At 53.6% G+C, this 25,476-nt stretch carries 23 protein-coding genes; 15 read left to right on the plus strand and 8 right to left on the minus strand.

All coding sequences use genetic code 11. The annotated features are described in order from the left end of the window. Positions 1-60: 60 nt before the first annotated feature. Complete coding sequence (locus ACYZT4_RS00490; RefSeq protein ID WP_461984398.1) at positions 61-1,506, plus strand: amidase family protein; 1,446 nt, start codon at positions 61-63, stop codon at positions 1,504-1,506. A 126-nt stretch (positions 1,507-1,632) separates the two neighbouring features. On the opposite strand, the gene ACYZT4_RS00495 is transcribed toward ACYZT4_RS00490, so the two are convergent. Beyond that, positions 1,633-1,950 (minus strand): helix-turn-helix domain-containing protein, encoded by a 318-nt coding sequence (locus ACYZT4_RS00495; protein ID WP_461984400.1) that lies wholly within the window; start codon positions 1,948-1,950, stop codon positions 1,633-1,635. A gap of 626 nt (positions 1,951-2,576) precedes the next feature. Here ACYZT4_RS00495 and tnpB point away from each other — a divergent pair. From tnpB to ACYZT4_RS00515, 4 genes are all read left to right on the plus strand, one after another. Next, the gene (tnpB, locus tag ACYZT4_RS00500; protein ID WP_461984402.1) at positions 2,577-2,912 is read left to right on the plus strand and encodes an IS66 family insertion sequence element accessory protein TnpB; all 336 of its coding nucleotides are present in this window, start codon (positions 2,577-2,579) and stop codon (positions 2,910-2,912) included. A 61-nt stretch (positions 2,913-2,973) separates the two neighbouring features. Continuing rightward, entirely contained in the window at positions 2,974-4,536 is a 1,563-nt protein-coding gene (tnpC, locus tag ACYZT4_RS00505) for an IS66 family transposase (RefSeq protein ID WP_461984403.1), read from the plus strand. Positions 4,537-4,634: 98 nt separating this feature from the next. After that, entirely contained in the window at positions 4,635-5,249 is a 615-nt protein-coding gene (locus tag ACYZT4_RS00510) for a LysE family translocator (protein WP_461984405.1), read from the plus strand. A 166-nt stretch (positions 5,250-5,415) separates the two neighbouring features. Next, positions 5,416-6,114 (plus strand): DUF6933 domain-containing protein, encoded by a 699-nt coding sequence (locus ACYZT4_RS00515; RefSeq protein WP_461984407.1) that lies wholly within the window; start codon positions 5,416-5,418, stop codon positions 6,112-6,114. On the opposite strand, the gene ACYZT4_RS00520 is transcribed toward ACYZT4_RS00515, so the two are convergent. Then, the gene (locus ACYZT4_RS00520) at positions 6,111-7,088 is read right to left on the minus strand and encodes a hypothetical protein (RefSeq protein ID WP_461984409.1); all 978 of its coding nucleotides are present in this window, start codon (positions 7,086-7,088) and stop codon (positions 6,111-6,113) included. The genes ACYZT4_RS00515 and ACYZT4_RS00520 overlap by 4 nt on opposite strands. 367 nt (positions 7,089-7,455) lie before the next feature. Between ACYZT4_RS00520 and ACYZT4_RS00525 the strand changes: the two genes are divergently transcribed. After that, complete coding sequence (locus ACYZT4_RS00525; protein WP_461984411.1) at positions 7,456-7,698, plus strand: type II toxin-antitoxin system Phd/YefM family antitoxin; 243 nt, start codon at positions 7,456-7,458, stop codon at positions 7,696-7,698. Between the two features lie 156 nt (positions 7,699-7,854). On the opposite strand, the gene ACYZT4_RS00530 is transcribed toward ACYZT4_RS00525, so the two are convergent. Next, positions 7,855-8,364, minus strand: a complete 510-nt coding sequence (locus tag ACYZT4_RS00530; protein ID WP_461984413.1) for a BRO-N domain-containing protein — start codon at positions 8,362-8,364, stop codon at positions 7,855-7,857. Positions 8,365-8,941: 577 nt separating this feature from the next. Here ACYZT4_RS00530 and dcm point away from each other — a divergent pair. The 3 genes from dcm to ACYZT4_RS00545 all read left to right on the plus strand — a co-directional run bounded on the left by dcm (position 8,942) and on the right by ACYZT4_RS00545 (position 12,304). After that, the gene (gene dcm, locus ACYZT4_RS00535; protein WP_461984414.1) at positions 8,942-10,378 is read left to right on the plus strand and encodes a DNA (cytosine-5-)-methyltransferase; all 1,437 of its coding nucleotides are present in this window, start codon (positions 8,942-8,944) and stop codon (positions 10,376-10,378) included. A gap of 166 nt (positions 10,379-10,544) precedes the next feature. Continuing rightward, complete coding sequence (locus tag ACYZT4_RS00540; protein WP_461984416.1) at positions 10,545-11,756, plus strand: type II restriction endonuclease; 1,212 nt, start codon at positions 10,545-10,547, stop codon at positions 11,754-11,756. 83 nt (positions 11,757-11,839) lie between these two features. After that, positions 11,840-12,304 (plus strand): very short patch repair endonuclease, encoded by a 465-nt coding sequence (locus tag ACYZT4_RS00545; protein WP_461988826.1) that lies wholly within the window; start codon positions 11,840-11,842, stop codon positions 12,302-12,304. A gap of 171 nt (positions 12,305-12,475) precedes the next feature. On the opposite strand, the gene ACYZT4_RS00550 is transcribed toward ACYZT4_RS00545, so the two are convergent. The 5 genes from ACYZT4_RS00550 to ACYZT4_RS00570 form a co-directional block, all read right to left on the minus strand. Beyond that, entirely contained in the window at positions 12,476-13,657 is a 1,182-nt protein-coding gene (locus tag ACYZT4_RS00550) for a hypothetical protein (protein ID WP_461984418.1), read from the minus strand. Between the two features lie 94 nt (positions 13,658-13,751). Then, positions 13,752-15,317 (minus strand): GmrSD restriction endonuclease domain-containing protein, encoded by a 1,566-nt coding sequence (locus ACYZT4_RS00555; protein ID WP_461984420.1) that lies wholly within the window; start codon positions 15,315-15,317, stop codon positions 13,752-13,754. A gap of 347 nt (positions 15,318-15,664) precedes the next feature. Beyond that, positions 15,665-16,915, minus strand: coding sequence for a ribonucleotide-diphosphate reductase subunit beta (locus ACYZT4_RS00560; RefSeq protein WP_458511076.1), 1,251 nt, complete (start codon positions 16,913-16,915; stop codon positions 15,665-15,667). 516 nt (positions 16,916-17,431) lie between these two features. Then, a complete protein-coding gene (locus tag ACYZT4_RS00565; protein ID WP_461984421.1) occupies positions 17,432-17,746 on the minus strand; it encodes a hypothetical protein in 315 nt (104 codons plus the stop codon). Between the two features lie 184 nt (positions 17,747-17,930). Next, on the minus strand, positions 17,931-18,194 hold the full coding sequence (locus tag ACYZT4_RS00570) for a DUF2790 domain-containing protein (protein ID WP_461984422.1): 264 nt from the start codon (positions 18,192-18,194) through the stop codon (positions 17,931-17,933). A gap of 441 nt (positions 18,195-18,635) precedes the next feature. On the opposite strand from ACYZT4_RS00570, the gene acs reads away from it, so the two are divergent. The 6 genes from acs (at position 18,636) to ACYZT4_RS00600 (ending at position 25,417) form a co-directional block, all read left to right on the plus strand. Continuing rightward, the gene (gene acs, locus ACYZT4_RS00575) at positions 18,636-20,591 is read left to right on the plus strand and encodes an acetate--CoA ligase (protein ID WP_461984424.1); all 1,956 of its coding nucleotides are present in this window, start codon (positions 18,636-18,638) and stop codon (positions 20,589-20,591) included. A gap of 670 nt (positions 20,592-21,261) precedes the next feature. Then, positions 21,262-22,035, plus strand: coding sequence for an ABC transporter substrate-binding protein (locus tag ACYZT4_RS00580; RefSeq protein WP_461984426.1), 774 nt, complete (start codon positions 21,262-21,264; stop codon positions 22,033-22,035). A 91-nt stretch (positions 22,036-22,126) separates the two neighbouring features. Continuing rightward, complete coding sequence (locus ACYZT4_RS00585; RefSeq protein ID WP_090187128.1) at positions 22,127-22,816, plus strand: ABC transporter permease; 690 nt, start codon at positions 22,127-22,129, stop codon at positions 22,814-22,816. Beyond that, on the plus strand, positions 22,813-23,511 hold the full coding sequence (locus ACYZT4_RS00590) for an ABC transporter permease (protein ID WP_461984429.1): 699 nt from the start codon (positions 22,813-22,815) through the stop codon (positions 23,509-23,511). The genes ACYZT4_RS00585 and ACYZT4_RS00590 overlap by 4 nt, the downstream gene beginning before the upstream one ends. Position 23,512: 1 nt before the next feature. Continuing rightward, on the plus strand, positions 23,513-24,625 hold the full coding sequence (locus ACYZT4_RS00595; RefSeq protein WP_461984430.1) for a M14 family metallopeptidase: 1,113 nt from the start codon (positions 23,513-23,515) through the stop codon (positions 24,623-24,625). 27 nt (positions 24,626-24,652) lie between these two features. Continuing rightward, a complete protein-coding gene (locus ACYZT4_RS00600) occupies positions 24,653-25,417 on the plus strand; it encodes an ABC transporter ATP-binding protein (protein ID WP_461984431.1) in 765 nt (254 codons plus the stop codon). The last annotated feature ends 59 nt before the right edge of the window (positions 25,418-25,476 follow it).

The raw sequence follows: 25,476 nt of genomic DNA on the forward strand, positions 1-25,476 counted from the left end.
CTGGAAAAGGAGTGAACGCCTTCACTCCTACAGTCACTCATCAAAATGGATCTTTTTCATATGGAAGTCACGGCACCGGCACGCGAGGCGCGCCTTGAATATCTAAGCGTCGATGAAATCAATCGGCGGATGGAAAGCAATCAGCTAACCGCCGTCGAACTCGTCCAGCATCTGCTCCAGCGCATCGCCACACTGGATAAACAGGGACCGATGATCAACGCAATCATCGAGCTGAATCCTGATGCATTAGACATCGCCGAATCCCTGGATCGCGAACGAAAAGCCGGGTACATCCGGGGACCGCTGCATGGCATACCGGTGTTGCTCAAGGACAATGTTGATACGTCCGATCAGATGCAGACCAGCGCGGGTTCACTGGCCATGGTCGGCAGGCCGGCCGCGCAAGATGCTTTCATCGTGCAACGCCTCAGGGCTGCCGGCGCGGTCATTCTCGGGAAAACCAATCTCAGTGAATGGGCCAACTTTCGCGATCAGGCGCTCCCCAGTGGCTGGAGTGGACGGGGCGGGCAGACCAAAAACCCACACCTGCTGAGCGGCGACCCTTGTGGTTCCAGCTCAGGCTCTGCCGCCGCCGTCGCTGCAGGTTTTGCCCCGCTCTCGGTCGGCACAGAAACCGCCGGCTCGATCATTTGTCCTGCTTCGTTGAACGGCGTAGTAGGCATAAAGCCAACGGTCGGCCTGTTAAGCCGTAGCGGCATCATTCCCGTCACTAAAAAACTGGATACACCCGGACCCATGGCACGTACGGTTCGCGAAGCCGCACTGTTGTTGAACGCTATTGCTGGCAGTGATCCCGCTGACCCGGTCAAAAAGCCCCATGGCCAGGACAATGTGGATTACACCGCATTGCTGCGTCCAAATACTCTGGCGGGCCGGCGAATTGGCTACCCCGCCAAATTCGACCGCAGCGATTTGCCGCTCCTGAGTGACCCTCAATTTTCTCAAGCGTTGGAGCTGATGCAGGCAGCAGGTGCGACGTTGATCCCCGTAGACCTGAGTGATCCCGTCTCCGCGCGGGTTGAAGAAGCGTTCCACATGGGCATCAAGCGAGACCTGCCTCGTTACCTGGCGAGCCGAACGGGCGTTCCTGCCCACACACTGGAAGACCTTATATTGTTCAATGCACCCAACGTCGAAGGCCATGGCCAGGACACGTTGATCGCTGCGAGCAAGGTTGTCTTCGACGAGCAAACCTACAACACCCTCTGGCACACAATTCAAAGCGAAAACGCCGCTGCCATCGACCCATGGCTGGTCAAACATCAACTGGATGCCATTGTCTCTGACGTCGGTTCTCCTGCCATGAACATCGTACCGCTGGCGGGATACCCCGGCGTCATGGTGCCTTCCGGAATCGACGAAGACGGCGTGCCGACATCAATCTTCTTCCATGGCCCGAAGTGGAGTGAAGCCACGCTTCTGGCATTGGCGTATGGGTATGAACAGATTTCCCATGCGCGGCTGGTACCTGCGTTCAAGCCATAATCGCTGAACATTCCATTCTGTAGCAGCCAGGCTTGCCGGCGAAGGCGCCCCTGAGATCGCCTTCGCCGGCAAGCCTGGCGCCTACAAAAAGCGCGTTTACCCAGAGAGAAGTGGGCAGCGACTGTTTTACTCAACCATCGCAAAATCCCCGCGGCCCACCGTATCCGGCGCAGCCCCTCTAACACTCATCCCCCGCCCCGGCGCGAACCCCGGGAAGAACACCAACCCCTGCGATTCAAACCGATACGCCAACGCCAGCCGATCGGCATCCGGCACATCGCGCCTGGCTTCAAATCGTTCAATCACATCAACTGAAACGCCAGACTCCCGGGACAGCTCATCCACACTCCAACCCAACATCGCCCGTGCCTGGGCGCTATGCGCGGGGGTGAATTGGAAGAGGGCGATACGTTCCAGGGTGATTTTCATCGCATAAGAAGCCATGGTGTTCTCCGGGCTCAAAAGTGCTGATTCAAAATGTACTGTGTTTTTGTACAGTTGTTTTACGCCCGGATCAAATTGATTTTTTGATATTTGCTATTTCGCCCCGTCCATCCAGACGGACGGCGCCTGACCCAGCGCACGACGAAACATCGTCGAACACGCCGACGTGCAGTTCCCGCCAATGTTTCAATCAGTCGTATCCGTCCGGCCAAGTCATCTACCCAGCGCTGCAAAGCCAAGACATGGTGTGCACTTAATTTAAGTGGACACCAGTTCTAGCCTTTTAAGCGGGTATTTCATGCAGCCACAACGCCGTTCCTACTCCAACTCCTTCAAAGTCCAGGTCATCCAAGAGTGCGCCCAGCCTCGTGCCTCGATTGCCAGCGTCGCCCTCAGCCATAGCCTAACGCAAACCTCGTCCACAAATGGATTCGGGTTCATGCGCAGAAAAGCACGGCGCTGTAACCTGCATTCATTCCGTTACCCATCCAGTTGGCCGGAGCAAATTCGCAAGCGGCATCCTCGAACATCTGCGTTGAGATCCAGCACCCGAGCGGCACCGTCAAAGTGAACTGGCCAAGCGAAAATGCTGCTGCCTGCGCGACCTTTCTTCGAGACCTGCTGCGATGATCCGCATCGACTTCATCTGGCTCGCTACTGAGCCGATGGACATGCGAGCGGGCACCGAAACCGCGTTAGCCAGGGTGATCGCGGTGTTCGGTGCGGCGAAGCCGCACTGTGCTTATCTGTTCGCCAACCGCCGGGCCACTCGGATGAAAGTTCTGGTGCATGACGGCTTCGGGATCTGGCTGGCGGCTCGCCGTTTGAATCAAGGCAAGTTCCACTGGCCAGGCATTCGCCAGGGTTCTGACATGCAGTTGGGTATCGAGCAACTCCAGGCGTTGGTGTTGGGCCTGCCATGGCAGCGCGCGGGCTCCGGCGGCGCAATCACACTGCTTTAACAGCTGCCATTAGCCTATCGATCTATCGCCGTGAATTGTCTGGTCTGGCAAAATCGGCACCATGACTTCGCTCCCCAATCCCGACCACCTTACCCCTGAACAACTGCGCGCTTTGGCGGCGCAGTTGATACAGCGTGTCGAGACGCTCGACCAGCAAATCGAGACCATGGGCAAGAAGATCAACCGCGATCAAACGGTGATCGAGAAGCTGACCCACGAGATCGCTCAACTCAAGCGATTGAAGTTTGCCAAGCGTAGCGAGCAGATGAATCCGCAGCAGGCCAGCTTGCTCGATGACCTGATCGATACCGATATCGCGGCAATTGAAGCAGAGCTTCAGGCGTTGCAAACAGCTCCGACGCCGACCGAGAAAAAGCAAAAGCCCAAGCGCACTGCATTGCCAGCAGAGTTTCCACGCACGTTGATCCATCACGAACCGGACAACACTCACTGTCCATGTGGCTGCGCACTGAAACGCATCGGTGAAGACGTCAACGAGAAGCTGGACTACACGCCCGGCGTGTTTACCGTTGAGCGCCATGTCCGTGGCAAGTGGGTCTGTGATGACTGCGAAACACTGATCCAGGCGCCGGTTCCGGCGCAAGTCATCGACAAGGGCATCCCGACCGCCGGGCTACTTGCCCACGTCATGATCGCGAAGTTTGCTGACCATTTGCCGCTTTACCGTCAGGAATCGATTTTCGGTCGTGCCGGCTTGGCGATTCCACGTTCAACGTTGGCTCAATGGGTTGGCATGACGGGCGTGCAGTTGCAGCCTTTGGTCGATGCGCTGCGCGACCTAGTGCTCGGGCAGCAGGTTATCCATGCCGATGAAACGCCGGGGCAGATGCTTGCTCCGGGCTCAAAGAAAACCCATCGCTCTTATGTGTGGGCCTACGCCACCAGCCAGTTCTGCGAAACAGCGGCTGTCGTCTACGACTTCAGCCCGAGCCGCGCTGGGGAGCATGCTCGCAACTTCCTGCAAGACTGGAAGGGCAAGCTGGTGTGTGATGATTTTGGTGGCTACAAGGCCAGTTTTGAACTCGGCGTGACCGAGATCGGCTGCATGGCCCATGCACGGCGCAAGTTCTTCGAACTGCACGCCACCAACAAAAGCACGCTCGCAGAGCAAGCCTTGCGCTACATCCAGTTGCTGTACGAAATCGAGAGCGAAGTCCGCGACCTGGAGCCGGATTTACGGCGCCGAATACGCCAAGAAAAAGCCGTGCTGGTGATGGATATGCTGCACGCGTGGATGATCGCCCAGCGCGATCTCGTGCCTGAAGGCTCAGCAATAAGCAGAGCACTGGATTACAGCCTGAAACGCTGGGCAGCGCTGTCGCGCTACCTCGATGACGGGACTGTACCCATTGATAATAACTGGTGCGAGAACCAGATCCGGCCCTGGGCTCTTGGACGTAAGAACTGGCTCTTCGCAGGGTCGCTACGCAGCGGCAAGCGGGCTGCGGCGATCATGAGTTTGATCCAGTCTGCGCGGCTGTATGGTCATGATCCGTATGCATATTTGAAGGACGTGCTCACGCGGCTGCCGACGCAGCGGGCGAGTGAAATCGATCAGTTGTTGCCGCATAGGTGGCAACCTATCTTGTTACGCAAGGCTTGATGCCCGGACGTATACGTAAAAAGCCCCTAATCTGAAGGTGCTGTGTAAAACTCTTACTTTGGTGACGATCACCGCCTACAGACCTCGCGAGAAATCATATGATCGACGGTTCCGCTGTTTTGACAGTGTTTTTGGTCTACTTGGCTGGTGTCGTTATTCCTGGGCCGAATTTCGTTGCAGTCGTCCATAAGGCGGTGGCTGCGACACGGTCTGAAGCCCTGGCCTTGGTAGCGGGAATCGTGGTGGTCAACCTGTTCTGGTCAACCTGTGCGATTGCAGGGCTTGGGATTGTATTTGCTGCGCTCCCCTGGGCTGCGCTTGTTGTAAAGGTGCTGGGGGCAGCCTATCTGATGTGGTTCGGGCTCCGATTGCTAATCAACGCAGGGAGGAACGCTCTCGGCCCGCTAAATGATGCCGTCGCCGGCAGTTGCCGACAGTCCTTTACTCAAGGGGTGATCACCAACATTGGTAACCCCAAGTCCATGGCCTTCTATGCCGCTGTTTTTTCAGCCGCAGCTCCCGCCCACGTTTCGCTAGGCACGTTTTTGTCGATGCTGGCAGTTGTAGTGGTGGTTTCAATGGCTTGGTATGGAATGGTCGCAATCGCTCTTTCGCAGCCTAAGATTGCTTCCGCTTATCAAGGGAGGAAAAAAGCAATTGACCGCCTGTGCGGTGGGTTGATTTTGTCGTTGGGAATCCGCCAGCTGGTTTAGCAATCCTGTGACTGAAAACTGGGCTGGGTAGGTGACTTCGCTGGACGCATACAATCAGTCAGATTATTCGCGAAAATAGACCTTCACATGGCTATGGGCTCGAATGGGTAGATGAGATCGTGTGGAATGACTGAGCGACATTCCCCTATTGAAGTAAGGAACGCGCATGTTGATCTTCAACTGCACCGAAGCGGCCAGCAACTTCTTCAGCCGCGTCCACAAGGGCAAGAAAATCACGCCGGTGGAGAAGCCGCCATCGCCCGTTATCGAGGACGATGAGCAAAGTGAGTTCACGGAGCAATGGCTGGTCCACGCCACCACCGTGCAACGCAAACATGTGCTGTACGTCATCCACGTGCAAACCCGCTATTGCATGATTTTCGCGGATGCCAAAAAGGCTGACGTTGAAGGTTTTGTTCATCGGTTTGCTGAGCGCTGGATCTATGGGCTGATGCGCCATGCAGGGCAGTACGACCTCCTTCAATGGGTTGATGACGAACCGATGATGGAGCGCTTTCAGGAGAGCTGTCGCGAATTCGCTTTCTACAAACGCGGTCATCGCGGTGCGCAAAAACACATCAATGAAATTTCCTGGGTGTTTGAGGACTGCGCGGCTGAGTGGGGAACGTTACCCTCGGACGAGTTCTCGGCGGGGCGCTTCGATGGTGATATGAACGACACGCCCAGAGGTAGCAAAGGGCACAAGGATTATTACTTTCCTGATGAGGAAATGGTTGTTCACTGGTTGCGGCGTTATGCCGGCCTGGATGAGCCTCGCGCTCAGGCAGCACGGGAACATCGTCTGGAAGTGAGGCGTGGGATATACGCTTACGAACGGCAGTTGGCTCAAGACGAGGCCAACTAACCTATCAACCCCGCCGCTTCACGAATAATAAAGTGATCCAGGTTCTCGATATTCGCACTGAACACCCCGAACGTCTGCTCGGGGTTTTTCTTGCTGGGCACCTGCTTCAACTCCGGCGTCACGCCATAAAAGAAACAGTACAACTGCGCTCCACTGTCGATGGCATGCTTGATCTCCTCCAGAAACGCTTTGCGCTTGCGGTAGTTCTCGATCAACTTCTTGCTCAAGTAAACGTTGACCGAATAGGGCTTCTTCTTCGCCTCATTTGCCTGCTTGAACCAGACCTTCTGCTCGAAATCGATGCGAAAACTCTGCGTGTAATCCTTGATCTCCTTGATCCTGCCCCAGTAAATCAGCCCCTTGTTGTCCGTCAGGTATTCAATTTTCTTGAAGAACGACCCATAAGGCGCGGTGTGCTCGCCAACTTTCAGCGGCATGCGCTTGAGCAGGTCCTTGTCTTCGAAGTTCGACACAAAACACTCCACCGGATGGGCGAAGACACTGGTCTTGTCCGGCGCGGAGTCGTGGCTTGGGTGCTCGGTATCGCTGTGCGGTGTAAGAGGTTTCGGATCGTCCCCCGTTACATCCGCCGCCAGCGCGGAGTTCGCCGGCTTACGCACATACTGACGCCGAGTCAGCAACAACTCCGACGGGAAATGCTCCTCGCGGCTGTCATCCGTTTCCGCGTCTACACCTGCTACCGACGCCTTGAGACTGACATAGGGACAGTCCGCTACATGCCGGGTGCTGGGCGTGTTCTTGAAGTGCGGGGTGCGAATGTAATTCACGTTCTTGGCGTTGAACGTCGTCAATACGTTTGCCGCATCAAACGCCGCCCGGCAGGCGTCATTGGGACACTGGAAGTGCTCCTTCGCGGAATCGAAATCCATCGTCTCGTCGAAATTCAAATCCCGCACGTCATAGATCGACAGCTTGTCGTCGAGGCTGAGGCAGTAGGCGAGATCGAATTTCATGGGCGGCTCGGGTCCTTGAGGGGAGAAGGGTATTAATAGCGGGAGGCGGGACACGTTGCACCCACTCTTTAAAACACACCACAAATTCACGGCTACTCACCGTTCCTGTAGGAGCGAGCCTGCTCGCGAAAAACTCAAGAACACCACTGGGCATCTGTCTCCACGCGATACCGTTCACGACCATCGCGAGCAAGCTCGCTCCTACATGGTTTGGGCTTGATCAATTGATTGAACGGGTGGTTAGAATGCTCGGGGAAGACGAGAAACAAGGGCTTGAGACTTCATTTTCGGTGGACAATCAGCTCGACTTCTTGCCTATCGACATCTCAAACCTCGGCTAGCGTGGCTAACTCTGGAGAGGCGCCGTATGACTGAACGGATACAAGTAACCCTGCAAGAAGCAAAATCCCAGTTCGATAAACTCGCTGAGCGCGCGTGGCTTGGAGATTCGGTTGTTATCCTGAAGGACGGCAAGCCTTATCTAGATCTGGTGCCTCACGCCGAAATGGTTCGGCAGCGCAAGCCTGGGCGATTTAGGGGAAAGATTCGGATGTCTGCGGATTTTGACAAAGCTCTTCAGGACATCGCCAGTTTTGAAGGCGTTCTCTGAAGCAATAGTTTCGGGTCGGAGCAATGACGTCTAAGACTTCACCGCCGATCCCCTGTAGGAGTGAGCCTGCTCGCGATTGCGCCAGTGAATACGCCACTTAATCAAAATCCGCCGCCTGAGAATCAAGCAGCGGATTTGTTGTGCGGCAATGAACGATCAGAACCCTCGCAGGAGTCGCGACGCCTTACGCCACCACGGGTCACGCTGATTGAACGGATCATCTGCCAACACGCAAGGCATGTCCCGCAACCGAATCCAAGGCTCATCCTGCCAGTGCAACATGCAGAGCGACATCTTAGGCCAGTCCAGAACACTCAACGTTGGCCGTTCAACTGAACGCGATGGGCGCGCATCACGTAGCGCCGGAACAACTTGGTGAGTCAGCCATTCCCTAAGGAGCCGGTACTCCGGGCAATAGTGATAAACCAGCAACGCATAAACACCAGACTCGCTGATCATCAGTCGTTCTTCGGCAATACCTTGAGCCTCCACGAGCATCATCCGCCGCTGATCTGCATCCAGCTTGCGTGACATGCGTTCGTCGAGATGTTTGCCCATCAATCGTCCCAGGTCTTGAGCACAGAACCACACCTGGTTCTCCACGAGTAGGGCACGAAGACAGGTGCCGTGACGAAGGAAGAGGGTTGAAACGAGCGGTTCAGACATGGCGAACCTCCTGAAACGGAAGCGCGCGATTGGACATAGGGATACGGCGAGTCACCTTCATCGTGAAGGTCGGAATGTCAGGCATTTCCTTTACCTCTGGCTGCTTTCTTAGGGCATTCGTTATGGGTGTCGGGAGCTAAGAAACCCACCAGAGACGGGCCGGACATATTCCCCTTTCGGGTCTTGTATTCGCCCACTCCCGACATAACGGGGATTTTCTCGCAGGCGTAGAGAAACCGCAGACGAAAAAAAGCCGCATGACTGTCGGGTGCGGAGGACCGCTCTGGTTTGTAGAGTTTCTTAGGCTCGGAGTTGAGGGTAGGTGGATCAGAGTGAGTCGTCAACCAGCGACTTTTCCTACGTCCCAGGAAACAAAACGAAATCTGGACAATGGCAGCAAGTAAATTATGCTGTGTTTATATCCAGTACTTGGTCGCTGATAACTTCTACCTTTCCTTCAATCCGTATTGCCTAAGCCGCATGTTACGGATCAGAAGAAATTTCATTTACTTTGAGGTTTTCGGGGCTAGAATGGTGACCATTCGTCACAGCTTTGACCCAGAGGAATTTCGGGCTCATGAATCTATTTGAAACACCATCTTTTGAATCCTTGAGCGAAACGACCTCGGTCACCCATGAGCCGGATACTCATCCTGTGACTGATCTTGCGCTGTTGCACAAGCTACTTGAGATTTACGATCAAGGTCAGCTCGCCGAGATTCTCAACGATGTCAGCCCAACTCATTGGTGCCGTGAAACGATCAATCGCTGGGTCAAAGGAAAGGCTTCGCCAAAGCTCTCCCACATTGAATTCACTCGCCTGGAAGCGCTGCTACCCAAGCGTTTGAATCACAAACCCTCCTTTACCTTCATCGATCTTTTTGCCGGCATCGGCGGCATCAGAAAAGGTTTTGAAGCCATCGGTGGCGAATGCCTGTTCACATCCGAGTGGAACAAGTACGCTGTCAAAACCTACAAGGCGAACCACTTTTGTGATCCAGTTCGCCATCGCTTCAATCTAGATATTCGCTCGGTCACGCTTTCAGACAAACCCGAAATCAGCGACGAAGCAGCCTACGAAAACATCAGACGCGAAATTCCTGATCACGATGTCCTGTTAGCAGGTTTTCCTTGCCAGCCATTCTCCCTTGCAGGTGTTTCCAAGAAGAACTCCTTGGGGCGTAAACACGGTTTCGAGTGTGAGACACAAGGCACTCTGTTCTTCGACGTGGCCCGGATCATTGCCGCGAAGCGGCCAGCCGCATTCCTGCTTGAAAATGTGAAAAACCTGAAAAGCCATGACAAAGGCAATACGTTTCGGATCATCTGCGAAGCGCTGAATGAGTTGGACTATGAGGTCGCAGATGTAAACGCGCCGAAGGGTTCAGACCCAAAGGTCATCGATGCAAAGCATTTCGTGCCGCAGCATCGTGAGCGAATTGTGCTCGTGGGTTTCCGTCGTGACCTCAATGTTCACCAAGGCTTCACGTTGCGTGACATCAGTAAACTGATACCAAAGCAGCGGCCTAGCTTTGGTGATTTGCTTGATAAGGATGTGGATGAAAAATACATCCTCACGCCGAAGCTTTGGGACTACCTCTATCGCTACGCCGCGAAGCACCGTGAAAAGGGCAATGGCTTTGGCTTTGGCTTGACTCGTCCAAACGATGTGGCTCGTACCCTATCGGCGAGATATCACAAGGACGGCTCGGAAATACTGGTTGACCGTGGGTTTGTGGAAACCTTGGACTTCAACAGTGAGCTGAATCAGCTCAATCGTCCCCGCCGGTTGACTCCGCATGAATGCTCACGCCTGATGGGTTTCGACAAGCCAGGGGAGAGTAAATTTGTGATTCCTGTATCTGATACTCAAGCTTATCGCCAATTCGGAAACTCGGTTGCCGTCCCGGTTTTTGAGGCTGTTGCTCGGTTGATGAAGGACCGGATTTTAGCTGCGAAAGAAAAAACTGCTGATAAGGAGCAACCACAATTGGAGTTTGCTCTTCCTGAATGACGTGTCGCGCATCTCTATTCGGATACCGTGAATGAAAGCTCGTTTGGTGACTCAGGCCTTCACGTCATGACAGAATTCCTGAGTCGGAATATCTCGCAGAACCAATTCTGCGAACCTGCCTGACATACTTTCATTTCGACTCCTCAATTGTTCAGCGATCTTACCCATGACAAGCTTTTCCCAATGGATTGAAGACAAGAATCAAGATGAATGGTGGATATTCATCAAGAGACTTTCGGCCAACGACACAGGACTCACGGGTGGAAACGGGGTAGGCATTTATGTGCCCAAAGCGGTTGTAGGCATAGCGTTACCGTCCATTTCGAGCATTTCTTGTATGAATCCTGATTGCAGTCTGACCGCGCAGGTCACCTCGCATGGTTTTCCAGAGCAGACACTGAGAGGTATTTACTACAACAACCGCCATTTCGATGGGCAAGGGTCACGCAACGAACACCGTTTGACGAGATGGAATACAGACGTTAAAAACAGTCCCGCCCAAGATCCCGAGAACACGGGGGCATTAGCGATCTTTGCGTTCCATGTGCCCCATTTGGGTCGCGACTCCGAGTTTTTGGATATCTGGATATGCAAGAGCTTGGAGGAGGAAGAGTTTGTCGAAAACAAGATCGGTGAAGTAATTCCCGGCAGTTCGCTTTTTGACAGAGGTGACAGTCTGTTCGCCGGTTTTGCTCCGAGTCCGGATAAAGAGCCTAGCAATGTTGCGATTCCGCAGGCTTGGGAGGACAAATTCCCTAGTGGCGAAGAGATTATTGCCTATCTACTTGCAGTATTTCGTTCCGCGAAGACAACGCCTGATGAGCTGATCCTCGAGCGGCGTGACAACGAATACAAACTATTCCGTCAGATTGAAGAGTTTCACATTCTCCACCAGGTTCAGAAGGGATTTGGTTCCGTCGAGGAATTCATGCAGATGGCGAACTCTGTCAGCAATCGCCGAAAATCAAGGTCGGGAAAATCACTTGAGATACATCTTGAGCACCTCTTTCGGCAATTCGGACTTGTAGCGTTCAGTAATCAGTGCAAAACAGAGGGCAACAAGCGGCCTGACTTCATCTTCCCTTCATGCGCCGATTATCATGACGCTGCGTTCCCTGATCAGAATTTGCGTATGCTGGCAGTGAAGACAACATGCAAGGACCGCTGGCGTCAGGTTCTAAACGAAGCCAACAGAGTGGACAGGATCCATCTGTTTACGCTTCAGGAAGGAGTTTCTCCTCACCAATTTGACGAGATGACGACAGAGAACGTCAAATTGGTGGTTCCTAAGCCGTTGCACGCGAAATTTCCAGAACTGGTCCGTGACAAGCTAATGACCCTGTACGATTTTATCTTGGAGACGAAATCCATTCGCTAATACGTCGACATGGATGCTTTAGAAGCGAGCGGAGGAGTTCTAGACGCAAGCGCAATTCTATCGTTATGAATAGGTGCCAAATGATAGATGTAGTAGGTAGTGCGACGAGATCACGAATGATGGCCGGTATACTTGGTAAGAATACAAAGCCTGAATTGACTGTCCGCCGTTATCTGCATGCCTGTGGTTACCGATATAGGCTTCATCGTAAAAACTTGCCTGGAAAACCAGATTTGGTTTTGTCGAAGTACAGGCTTGCCATATTTGTTCATGGGTGTTTTTGGCATCGTCATCAATGTTGTATGTATGCAACGACCCCTAATAATCGCCGCGAATTTTGGGAGGGAAAATTAAATGGGAATATTTTAAGAGATAAAAATCAAGTATCTCAATTATGTGCGGAGGGATGGAGAGTTTTGGTGATTTGGGAGTGTGGTTTGAAGCATTTATTAAACGAAATAGATGTTTTGCAGGGAATGGTTGAAAATACAAATAATGACTTTCAAGTGTGGCCTGACAGCCCGCCAAGGGTTAAGCAGCAGCTGTGAGATTATATATGTTGATCAAATGCTCCTGCTCTCAATAAAATTTATGATTAAAAGGGAAGGGGTGTGAATAGTTTTGGATTGTTAATTTTTAAATGTGCAGTGGGAAGAAGTGAAATAGTTAAGAGCTGGCTTGGGGGGTGGATCGAGGTGACGTCCTTGTCTGGGGTTTTTCTACTCTAGGCGATTATCTATCAGGTTTTTTGTAGTAAGAACTGAGTCTAACTTGCCGTCTAATAATTTTATGATGTTTGGAGCAAGCTTGTCTTTACCGTCAGCATAACTACCAATTACATGGAAGAAGTTTCGAGGTATACGGTAGTAATTAGTTTCATTTGATCCGTTGTATGAAGTCTTTGAGGGCGCTTTCTTTAATTCGCCACCTAATATTGCATTGATTTTCTCTAAGGTGAGTATTGTTCCGATTACAAGTGTCTTTTTTCTCGCCTCTTCGTCGATAAATAAGTATCCAGGATTTTCTTGGTCGGACCAGCGAGGCTTTACCAATATAAGATGTAGCGTATTCAGACCTTGTTTAGCCAGAAGTTTAATAATATTGGCTTGCCCTTCATTGATGCCAAAGGAAAGGCAGTAACGATTGTTTGTACTGTTGATTTCTTCGAAAAAATTATAATTGTCGATCGGGTATTTGTGTTTTAACTCAAACTCCCAAAGCTTTCCCTGGTATCGAAAAATACGATCCAAATCCCACCCGGAACGAAAAAACGGCTGTATTATATAGTTTTTAAAGACTCTGGGAAGTATGACCTCTTTTATAATTCTTTTGTTATATGCGGGGAGTAATCGGCCCAATATTGAAGACAGTTGGCGCTCGTTGTTTCTGGAATTATTATCAACTTGTGGAAACCTTATTTTTTTTGCATCTGTTATTGCTCTTTTGTTGCGTAAATAGCTTTGCAGTGGGAGCCATTTTGAGCTTGAGGGTTTTTTTGCATAGAATTTCATTCCCTCCTCTTTGCAGATATATGTGGTGTTAGCGCAGCCTAGAGCGAGATTTTGGAGGATTGATATGAAATCCTCAATGTCGGAGTCATCTTTTTTCCATATAAAGCTGCAGTATTGACCAAGCATGCTGCTACGATCGTTTGATGTGCCTTTAGTTATTAATGTGACAACGTCTAAAACATTAATCAAATTTTTGAGTTCGGGAGTTTCGAAAAATTGTTCCGCGACATATTCAATCACTAAGCCTTCTAGAAGTTGGTGTTTTTCTCTAGTTAAAAGTGATTCGTTGCTGGTCAGGTTTTCAAAGTCCACTTCCTCTGGAAAGTAGCCTAAAGGGGTATATTGTACGCAGTCTGCTTTTCTTGGAAGAGATATCTTTTCGTTTTGCATGTTTCGCGCGCTCTTATCTCGTACTGACAATAGATTTAATTAATCTGCTGTCGCTGGGTGCGATGGTCCTATGATTGCTACCCATATCCGCTTTTCAACTTTTTATTGACTGATTGCAGTAAGGGTGTGTGAGGTTGCAGTTGTCAGAGCGGCCGTTCCCCCCTTCGCGAGCTCTAACTATATGGTCATAAGAAACAGACTTGTCCGTATCTAAATATCCTTCGCAAATGGGGCACTTAATAGAACTGCGAAGTGCTGTCATTATAAAGGCTTCACTTTTTGCATCATCGCTAAAGCTCTTTGTGGCGTCACTGCCACTGCCAACAAAAATCTTGCCGTCAAGTCCTGATATTCTAACTATCTCTAGCTCATTGAGATCCTCGCCAGCGTTCAGATGGTCAATAAGATCGTTCAATAAGTCTGCATACTTGTCGACCCGCTTGGGGCCAATGTGTTTTTGTATAATCGTGGCTATTAAATCTTTGTGATGTACAAGTATGTGTTCAAGCTTTGATCGAGCCTGCGTAAATTTATTAAAAAAAGTCTTATCGTTATTTGATAGTTTTCTGCCTACGAGCGTCATCGTCCCCATAAACATGGGGCCGGAATGTCGTCCTGTAGGTCCATAAAAGTATACAGCTGGATGTAAGCCTAAACTTCCATTTTCATTGCCTGTAATTCGTCCGGCCAAACCATATGTTTTCGTTAGTACATGGATTGTGGCCGTTCCATCTTCATCATCATCAGTATCGAAAACGTTTTTGGGTGTGCCTTGCTGATTTCTTGTGGCAATTAGAGCGATGTCAATCAAAGTTTGTAATGCGGTTCTTACACCCTTTGGTCCACCGAGAGGAAGGTCCAAGGTTTTTATTGGGCTCTTGATTTCTGGATCAAAGAGAATTGAATGAAGTCTGCCCGAAATCTCTTCAATTCTTTCTGCTTTTGTTTTCTCAAAGGACGACCAATATCTGTGCCCTTTTCCTGCTCTAATTATTGCGCGAGCAGCAATGGATATAGGTTTTTTTCTGCTTTTCAGTAGCAGCTCTTCAATACTATCGAGCGGTGTTCCTTTAGTGTTGATTTTAAAAAAAGAGCTTTCTGCTTTGTCTGCATCACCTTTTACCCATTGAATTGGAAGGCCTCTGGTAATAAGCGCACTTATTTTTTTTCGCTCATTCGGATCTAGATTTTCATCCTGAATTTTTGCGGTGAAATGCTGCCAACTACCAATTTTTTTGTTTACAAGTGCTCGAACTTTAGTCGCATTTTTTTTCTGCTCTGTGGATATATGGTAACCAAAAAAAGGCTGGGAGGTGGGTCCATCTCCGTAATCGTCATCAATCCAAGCTTTTAAAACACTGAGTCGATGCCCACCGTCAATTACAAAAAGATAAGTCGGAGACTGCCAAAGAATTACCGACGGGATTAAATCTCCGTTTACGAAGCATTCGAGTAGAGAAACAACTTGCTCTGGAGACCAATGATTCGTCTCTCTTTGAAAGTCCGGCTTCCTTAAGCTTGGACCGATCAAGCCACCAGTTGTGAAGTCTCTCAGCGAAATAGTGGAAACGTTCTCGAATGAAGAGGACTCGTCAGACGCTGCAAAATCCTCCCTCTTTATAAGTGCATCTAAATTTACAAGATTTGACCGGAGTGCCATTCTAGATAAACTCCATGTAAATGATTAGGTTATAGATGGTGAATTTTGATTGACTTGTTTTTGACGGTGCTGTGACTGTGTGATTAATCAGTCTTCGACTTAAGATAGCCCATGGCCATCAATGGGTCTAGGTCTATGTGTAGATGGTGTAAATTTATTTTGCGCAAAGGAACAGTTGTCTTTGAATGACTACGAGTGCAAATGATGTACGAGAGGTGCTCTTATTGCTCGTGCGAATTGATACCTAGTTATTGGTTGTCGTTGAATGTGCTTTTTCTCCAGCATAAAAAAAGGGCTGCCATCGTGGGCAGCCCTTTTTTGTTAGCTCTTGGTGAAATCGAGATGGATCAATCCCAGCTCAACGCCCCACCAGTCTGATACTCAATAACTCTCGTCTCAAAGAAATTCTTCTCTTTCTTCAAGTCCATAATCTCGCTCATCCAAGGGAACGGGTTAGTGGTGCCTGGATATTCCTCTTTCAGACCGATCTGAGAAAGACGACGATTCGCGATGAACTTGAGGTAGTCCTCCATCATCGCCGCATTCATGCCCAACACCCCACGCGGCATGGTATCCCGCGCATATTCGATCTCCAGCTGAGTCCCCTGCAGAATCATCTGCGAAGCCTCTTCTTTCATCTCAGCATCCCACAAGTGCGGGTTTTCGATTTTGATCTGGTTGATCACGTCGATGCCGAAGTTCAGGTGCATGGATTCGTCGCGCAGGATGTATTGGAACTGCTCGGCGACGCCGGTCATTTTGTTGCGGCGGCCCATGGAGAGGATTTGGGTGAAGCCGCAGTAGAAGAAGATGCCTTCCAGGACGCAGTAGTAGGCGATCAAGTTGCGCAGCAATTCTTTGTCGGTGTCGACGGTGCCGGTTTCGAACTTCGGATCGGAGATCGAGCGGGTGTATTTGAGGCCCCAGGTGGCTTTTTTCGCGACCGATGGGATCTCGTGGTACATGTTGAAGATCTCGCCTTCATCCATGGCCAGCGATTCGATGCAGTACTGGTAGGCGTGGGTGTGGATCGCTTCTTCGAACGCCTGGCGCAGGATGTACTGGCGGCATTCCGGGTTCGTGATCAGGCGGTACACGGCCAGGACCAGGTTGTTGGCAACCAAAGAGTCGGCGGTGGAGAAGAAGCCGAGGTTGCGCATGACGATGCGGCGCTCGTCGTCGGTCAGGCCTTCCGGGTCTTTCCAGAGGGCGATGTCGGCGGTCATGTTGACTTCTTGCGGCATCCAGTGGTTTGCGCAACCGTCCAGGTATTTCTGCCAGGCCCAGTCGTACTTGAACGGCACGAGTTGGTTGAGGTCGGCGCGGCAGTTGATCATGCGCTTTTCGTCGACGGCGACGCGGGCGGAGGCGCCTTCGAGTTCGGCGAGGCCTTCGGCGACGTCGAGGTTGTCCAGGGCGGCTTTGGCGCGAGCGATCGCGGCAGAGTCGGACGCGGTCACGGCGCGGGCTTCTTGAGCGGCAACACCACCAGCGGTGTCGAGGCGGTCCATGTTGGCTTCTGTCGCGTGGCCGGCGTTGGCGCCTTTAACCACGGTCTCGCCGCTGTCTTCCTTATCGAATTCGTCCCAGCTCAGCATGACGTGTCGTCTCCTGCGTGAGGGCCAGATGCCCGTGTGAAAACTGATTGGTTTTTTTCACACGACCGGTCTGGCCGCGTTGGATAGCGTTTTTTGCAGCGGTACACGCAGGCAAATAAACATAATTTTGTACGGGGTTCCGAGAGCCGCTGATGGCGCTGCAGTCGTTGACGACGTCGGCCTGGGCTTCGGACTGGCTGTCATCCCCTGTAAGGGAATATTGCAGGCCCGTTTGAGTCGGCATTATAGGGAAATTTTTGCGGCCGTGGTGGGGCGAATCCGCGCATGGAGCGGTCGGGAAGAAGGGTTTTTCGGTCGGAGCGAGGGTTTACAGGGCTTTGGCTGGATATCGCGGACACAGATTTTTTTTCAGATTTTTTTGTGGGCAAATTTTTTGTTCAAAAAACAGCCAGAAAATGAGGTTTTTCACTACATGTTGTGTTTTGAGTCGGCTTTCGGTGGCTCCAGACACAACTAAGCCCGACCGAAGTCGGGCTGTAAAGTCACGCTCGGTGATCAGCTGAGACGTGCTGCACCGACGTGATCTGCACCATCGGCAGCCAGTTTGGCGGCACCGGTGTGATCGGAACCATCAGCGGCGAGTTTGGCTGCGCCGGTGTGATCGGAACCGTCGGAAGCGAGCTTGCCTGCGCCGATGTGATCAGCGCCATCGGCGGCGAAGGAGGCCGAGCCAGTGTGGTCGTAACCGTCAGCAGCGACAGCGACTTCGGTGGTGAAAGCAGCCGAGCCCGTGCGGTCGTAACCGTCGGCGGCGAAGGTGTTGGCGGCCAGGACGGACAGGGTCAGGGCGATGATCAATTTGGTTTTCATGGTGTTTGCTCCAGATTCATTGGCGTTGTGCCTTGGTGTGGAATTCATACTACGCCGATGAATTTGATTAAAAAGCGCAAATAAACGCTTAAAGCTATCGTATAAATCGATCTGTACGGTTCGGCGCTTCATCAACCTTGAACAGCGGGGCGAGTGGGTCGAACCGTAAAGAGAGGAGGCGGGATTAGCCGTTTGTGCAGCCGTTACCCATGACGCTGTAGCGCAGAATGTGGCGTTGACCTTGGGAGTCGTCGTATTCCATTGTCGCCGGAACAACTTTGCACACGTTGGGGATTTCACTCATTGAGACAACGTTGGCGATGTCGAGGTGCATGGAGTAAGTGTATTCCTCGATAGGCGGTTGTTGCTGTGCGACATCAGTCGGGACCTCATCTGCCATGGCGATTGCGCACAGGCTGGAGAGGGCCAGCACTAATAAAGCTTTCATTTCAGATTTACCTTTTAGAGGTCGAGTGGGGTCACGCAACCTTTGTGGGGTTGCGTGTGGAACTTGGTGACGGGTGTTTGATAAACTGCCTTCGTGGGGGCTGCAACTGGGTTAATCAGGGTTTGCCTTGTTGGCGAGGCGGATTTTAGGCGTGGGGGTGGCATTCATATAGGTGGGGTTTTGATAAACACCTTTGGCGGATTTCGTAACAATCGTGGAATACCGTTATTAGGCGCCGTGGATTTTCAGGTTGACCGCGATATCGTTCTTCGCGGGCAAGCCACGCTCCCACAGGGTTCTGCGCACGTTTAGCCGACGCATTCCAGGCTTGTCACGACGTTTTGTAGGGGCTTGTTACTACCATCGTCGAATGGTTCTATAGCCCCGGCCCGGCTACAACTGGGGCCATACAACAACAACTATTTCACCGAGGTAAGAAAGATGAGTGCGGCTTCTCTGTATCCCGTTCGTCCCGAGGTAGCGGCCAACACGCTCACCGACGAGGCAACCTACAAAGCCATGTACCAGCAGTCGGTCGTCAACCCTGACGGCTTCTGGCGCGAGCAAGCCAAACGCCTCGACTGGATCAAGCCTTTCACCACGGTGAAACAGACGTCTTTCGACGATCACCATGTCGACATCAAATGGTTCGCCGACGGCACCCTGAACGTTTCCTACAACTGCCTCGACCGTCATCTGGAAGAGCGCGGCGATCAAATCGCGATTATCTGGGAAGGGGATGACCCTGCCGAGAGCCGCAACATCACCTACCGCGAGCTGCACGAACAGGTCTGCAAGTTCGCCAACGCCTTGCGCGGCCAGGATGTGCACCGCGGCGACGTGGTGACAATCTACATGCCGATGATCCCTGAAGCCGTGGTCGCCATGCTGGCCTGCACCCGGATCGGCGCGATTCACTCGGTGGTGTTCGGTGGTTTCTCGCCGGAAGCCCTGGCGGGTCGCATCATCGACTGCAAATCCAAAGTGGTGATCACCGCGGACGAAGGCATCCGTGCCGGCAAGAAAATCCCGCTCAAGTCCAACGTCGACGACGCGCTGACCAACCCGGAAACCAGCAGCATCCAGAAGGTCATCGTGTGCAAGCGCACTGGTGGCAACATCAAGTGGAACCAGCATCGCGACATCTGGTACGAAGACCTGATGAAAGTGGCGGGCAGTGTCTGCGCGCCGAAAGAAATGGGCGCCGAAGAAGCGTTGTTCATCCTTTACACCTCGGGTTCCACCGGCAAGCCTAAAGGCGTGCAGCACACCACTGGCGGCTATTTGTTGTACGCGGCCATGACCCACGAGCGCGTGTTCGACTACCGCCCGGGCGAAATCTACTGGTGCACCGCCGACGTCGGCTGGGTCACCGGCCACACCTATATCGTCTACGGCCCGCTGGCCAACGGCGCGACCACCGTGCTGTTCGAAGGCGTGCCGAACTATCCGGACATCACCCGGGTGGCGAAAATCGTCGACAAGCACAAGGTCAACATCCTCTACACCGCGCCAACCGCGATCCGCGCGATGATGGCGTCGGGCAAGGCCGCTGTTGAAGGCGCTGATGGCAGCAGCTTGCGTCTGCTGGGTTCCGTCGGTGAGCCGATCAACCCGGAAGCGTGGGATTGGTACTACAAGAACGTTGGCCAATCCCGTTGCCCGATCGTCGACACCTGGTGGCAGACCGAAACCGGCGGCAACATGATGAGCCCATTGCCGGGGGCGCATGGCTTGAAGCCGGGTTCGGCGGCACGTCCGTTCTTCGGCGTGGTGCCGGCACTGGTGGACAACCTGGGCAATATTCTTGAGGGCGTCGCCGAGGGCAACCTGGTGATTCTCGATTCGTGGCCAGGCCAGGCGCGCACGCTGTACGGCGATCATGACCGTTTCGTCGACACCTACTTCAAGACCTTCCGCGGCATGTATTTCACCGGTGACGGCGCGCGTCGTGACGAAGACGGTTACTACTGGATCACCGGTCGCGTCGATGATGTGCTCAACGTGTCCGGCCACCGCATGGGCACTGCCGAGATCGAGAGCGCAATGGTTGCGCACCCGAAAGTCGCTGAAGCCGCCGTGGTCGGTGTGCCGCACGACATCAAGGGGCAGGGCATTTATGTCTACGTCACGTTGATCGGTGGCGAAGAGCCGAGCGAGCAATTGCGTCTGGAACTGAAAAACTGGGTGCGTAAAGAGATCGGCCCGATTGCTTCGCCGGATGTGATCCAGTGGGCGCCAGGGCTGCCGAAGACCCGTTCGGGCAAGATCATGCGCCGGATCCTGCGCAAGATCGCGACCGCTGAATATGATGGGTTGGGGGATATTTCGACCTTGGCTGATCCGGGTGTGGTGCAGCATTTGATTGATGAGCATAAGACGATGAATGTTGCGTAAGTAGCGTTTGGCGTTATTGAAGCCCTGCCAGGTATTGAGTCTGGTGGGGCTTTTTGTTGCCTGAGGTTTTGTGTTGGCAGTTCGGGCCTCATCGCGAGCAGGCTCACTCCCACATTTGGAATGTGTTCCCCTGTAGCAGCGAGCCTGCTCGCGATGGCGATCTATCAACCCCCCAATAAACAACGGCCAATAATTATCGGCTTCACTTGTAGGCCAATTCCCACTGTTACCTGGGGCCATTCAAGTAACTGAATGTGTAACCGCTGGCACGGAGTCGGGGCATTGCGAAACGCCATCCGCGTTCAACAGTGCCTTCCAGCCCCCTCAAAAAATAAGAACCCACGCCACGCTTGCCGGATTAGAAGGCTTTGCCAATAATAGGCCCGCAATTTGCAATAGAGATTGGTTAACTGTCTTTTGCTCTTGCATGAAATTGCAAGGCTGTCAACGTGCCTGAACGGCTTTCTCGGTGCATCTGTAATTTGTTGTCGCATTGAAGAAATATCGGCTTCCGGCCTGTCGTTAGAATGCCGATCACTCGCTCGTCGTTGCCTGTGTTGAAAATTCGCACAGGTCTGTAAGACGCAGCACTGCTTTGCGGTTCCACTCATTCGCATATTGGGCTGTCGCTCACTCTGCCGTTTTAGCCCATTACCGATGGAGTCCCAAGATGAAGAAACTCGTGCTGCTTGGCGCCCTGGCACTGTCCGTGCTGTCCCTGCCAACCTTCGCCGATGAAAAGCCTCTGAAAATTGGTATCGAAGCGGCTTACCCTCCGTTCGCATCCAAAGCACCGGACGGCAGCATCGTTGGTTTCGACTACGACATCGGCAACGCCCTGTGCGAGCAGATGCAGGTCAAGTGCGTGTGGGTCGAGCAAGAGTTCGACGGTCTGATCCCTGCACTCAAAGTGCGCAAGATCGACGCGATCCTCTCGTCCATGTCGATCACTGAAGACCGCAAGAAGTCTGTGGACTTCAGCAACAAGTACTACAACACCCCGGCCCGCCTGGTCATGAAGGCCGGCACTCAAGTCAGCGAAGGCCTGACTGAGCTCAAGGGCAAGAACATCGGCGTGCAACGTGGTTCGATCCACGAACGTTTCGCCCGCGAAGTCCTGGCCCCGCTGGGTGCCGAGATCAAGCCGTACGGCTCGCAGAACGAAATCTACCTCGACGTCGCTGCCGGTCGCCTCGACGGCACCGTGGCAGACGCTACGCTGCTGGATGACGGTTTCCTGAAAACCGACGCCGGCAAAGGTTTTGCTTTCGTTGGCCCGGCCTTCACCGACGTCAAATACTTCGGCGACGGCGTGGGCATCGCGGTTCGCAAGGGTGATGCGCTGAAAGACAAAATCAACACCGCGATCGCCGCCATTCGCGAGAACGGCAAATACAAGCAAATCCAGGACAAGTACTTCGCCTTCGATATCTACGGCAAGTAACACGTCCGAGCGACAAGTCCGAAATGGCGCAAGCAACAGGATCTCTGAGGTTTGCGCCATTTTTTCATCCCAACTTTCGAGGACCTGAATCATGTTGAAAGGCTACGGGGCTGTCATCCTCGATGGCGCATGGCTGACGCTTCAGCTCGCCTTGTCGTCCATGGCCCTGGCCATCGTCCTGGGGCTGATCGGCGTTGCGCTGCGTCTGTCGCCGGTGCGCTGGCTGGCGTGGTTGGGCGATCTGTATTCCACGGTGATCCGCGGGATTCCAGACCTGGTGTTGATCCTGCTGATTTTCTACGGTGGTCAGGACCTGCTGAACCGCGTGGCGCCGATGCTCGGCTTCAACGACTACATCGACCTGAACCCGCTGGCCGCCGGTATCGGCACCCTGGGTTTCATCTTCGGTGCGTACCTGTCGGAGACGTTCCGTGGCGCGTTCATGGCGATCCCCAAGGGTCAGGCAGAAGCCGGCATGGCCTACGGCATGAGCAGTTTTCAGGTGTTCTTCCGGGTGTTGGTGCCGCAGATGATTCGCCTGGCGATTCCGGGCTTCACCAACAACTGGCTGGTATTGACCAAGGCCACCGCGCTGATTTCGGTGGTGGGTCTGCAAGACATGATGTTCAAGGCCAAGCAGGCGGCTGATGCGACCCGCGAGCCTTTCACCTTCTTCCTCGCAGTGGCGGCGATGTACCTGGTGATCACCAGTGTCTCGTTGCTGGCATTGCGTCACCTTGAGAAGCGCTACTCGGTAGGCGTAAGGGCGGCTGATCTATGATCTTCGACTACAACGTCATTTGGGAGGCCTTGCCGCTGTACTTCGGCGGTTTGCTGACCACCCTCAAATTGCTCGCGCTGTCGCTGTTTTTCGGTCTGTTGGCGGCCTTGCCGCTGGGGCTGATGCGCGTCTCGAAGAATGCCGCCGTCAACATGTCGGCCTGGCTCTTCACCTACGTGATCCGCGGCACGCCGATGCTGGTGCAGCTGTTCCTGATCTACTACGGACTGGCGCAATTCGAAGCGGTACGAGAAAGCTTCCTGTGGCCGTGGCTGTCCAGCGCGACGTTCTGTGCGTGCCTGGCTTTTGCGATCAACACCAGCGCCTACACCGCTGAAATCATCGCCGGCAGCCTGCGCGCCACGCCGAACGGTGAGATCGAAGCGGCCAAGGCGATGGGCATGTCGCGCTACAAGATGTACAAGCGCATCCTGCTGCCATCGGCCCTGCGCCGGGCACTGCCGCAATACAGCAACGAAGTGATCATGATGCTGCAGACCACCAGTCTGGCGTCCATCGTGACCCTGATCGACATCACCGGCGCCGCGCGCACGGTTAACGCTCAGTACTACTTGCCGTTTGAAGCGTACATCACCGCCGGTGTGTTCTACCTGTGCCTGACCTTCATTCTGGTCAAGCTGTTCAAACTGGCCGAGCGCCGCTGGCTGGGCTATCTGGCCCCGCGGAAGCACTGATATGGAACGCATCGATCATGCATTGCCGTGGAGCCATCTCGGTAGCGAACGCCAGATTTCGGTGTTTCGCTTCGGCAGCGGCGAGCGTAAGGCCTACATCCAGGCCAGTTTGCACGCCGATGAATTGCCGGGAATGCGCACGGCCTGGGAGCTGAAAAAGCGCCTGACCGAACTCGAAGCCCAGGGGTTGCTCAACGGTGTGATCGAACTGGTGCCGGTGGCGAATCCCATCGGCCTCGGTCAGTTGCTGCAAGGCAATCACCAAGGACGTTTCGAAGCGGGCAGCGGCAAGAATTTCAACCGTGATTTCGTCGAGCTGAGCGCGCCAGTGGCCGCGGCACTGGACGGGCGACTGGGCGACGATCCAAGCGCGAACATCCGCTTGATCCGTCAGGCGATGAGCGATGCGCTGGCCGCATTGCCACCGGCCGCGAGCCAGTTGCAAGGACTGCAGCGCGTGCTGCTCAGCCATGCCTGCACCGCCGATGTGGTGCTGGATTTGCACTGCGACGCCGACGCGGCGCTGCACATGTACGCCTTGCCGCAACACTGGCCGCAGTGGCGTTCGCTGGCGGCGCACCTGAATGTGAAGGTGGGTTTGCTGGCGGAAGATTCCGGCGGCAGCTCGTTCGACGAAGCCTGTTCGCTGCCGTGGCTGCGTCTGTCGCGTCTGTTCCCGGAGGCGCAGATTCCACTGGCGTGCCTGGCGACCACCATTGAACTGGGTGGTCAGGCCGACACCGCTCGTGCGGATGCCGAGGCTTACGCCGAAGGCATTCTCGCGTTCCTCGCCGGGCAAGGCTTGATCAGCGGCGAATGGCCTGTACCTGCGCAGGAAGCGTGTGAAGGCATGCCGTTCGAAGGCACCGAATTGCTGTTTGCGCCGCATCCGGGCGTGATCAGTTTTCTGCGTAAACCCGGTGAGTGGATCGAAGCGGGGGACGAGATTTTCGAAGTGATCGATCCGTTATCGGATCGGGTCAGCACGGTGTGTGCTGGTACGTCCGGGGTGCTGTTTGCCATTGAACGGCTGCGTTATGCCCAACCCGGTTTCTGGCTGGCCAAGGTGGCGGGGCGCGAAGCGCTGCGACACGGGCGCTTGCTCAACGACTGACTGACTGTTTTTGTGAGAACCGACCGCATGTACAAACTTGAAGTCCAAGACCTGCATAAACGCTATGGCAGTCACGAAGTGCTCAAGGGCGTGTCCCTGAAAGCGGCGGCTGGTGATGTGATCAGCATCATCGGCTCCAGTGGCTCCGGCAAAAGTACCTTCCTGCGCTGCATCAACCTGCTGGAACAGCCGCACGCCGGCCGTATCCTGCTCAACAACGAAGAGCTGAAACTGGTGGCGAACAAGGACGGCGCGATGAAAGCCGCCGACCCGAAACAGCTGCAGCGCATGCGCTCGCGCCTGTCGATGGTGTTCCAGCATTTCAACCTGTGGTCGCACATGACCGCACTGGAAAACATCATGGAGGCGCCGGTCCACGTGCTTGGCCTTTCCAAGGCTGAAGCCCGCGAGAAAGCCGAGCACTACCTTAACAAGGTGGGCGTGGCGCATCGCAAGGACGCTTACCCGGGCCACATGTCCGGCGGCGAGCAGCAACGCGTGGCGATTGCCCGTGCGTTGGCGATGGAACCGGAAGTGATGCTGTTCGACGAACCAACCTCGGCCCTCGACCCGGAGCTGGTGGGCGACGTGCTGAAAGTGATGCAGGCCCTGGCCCTCGAAGGCCGGACCATGGTGGTGGTGACCCACGAAATGGGTTTTGCCCGTGAAGTGTCGAACCAGTTGGTGTTCCTGCACAAAGGTGTGGTCGAGGAAAGCGGCAACCCGCGCGAAGTGCTGGTCAATCCACAGTCCGAGCGTCTGCAGCAATTCCTCTCGGGCAGTCTTAAATAATCAAGGCTGCCGTTGTGCACCGGGATAGTGCATGCTTCGCCATTTAGAGGCCGCCACCG

The organism is Pseudomonas sp. GB2N2, from assembly GCF_054897705.1.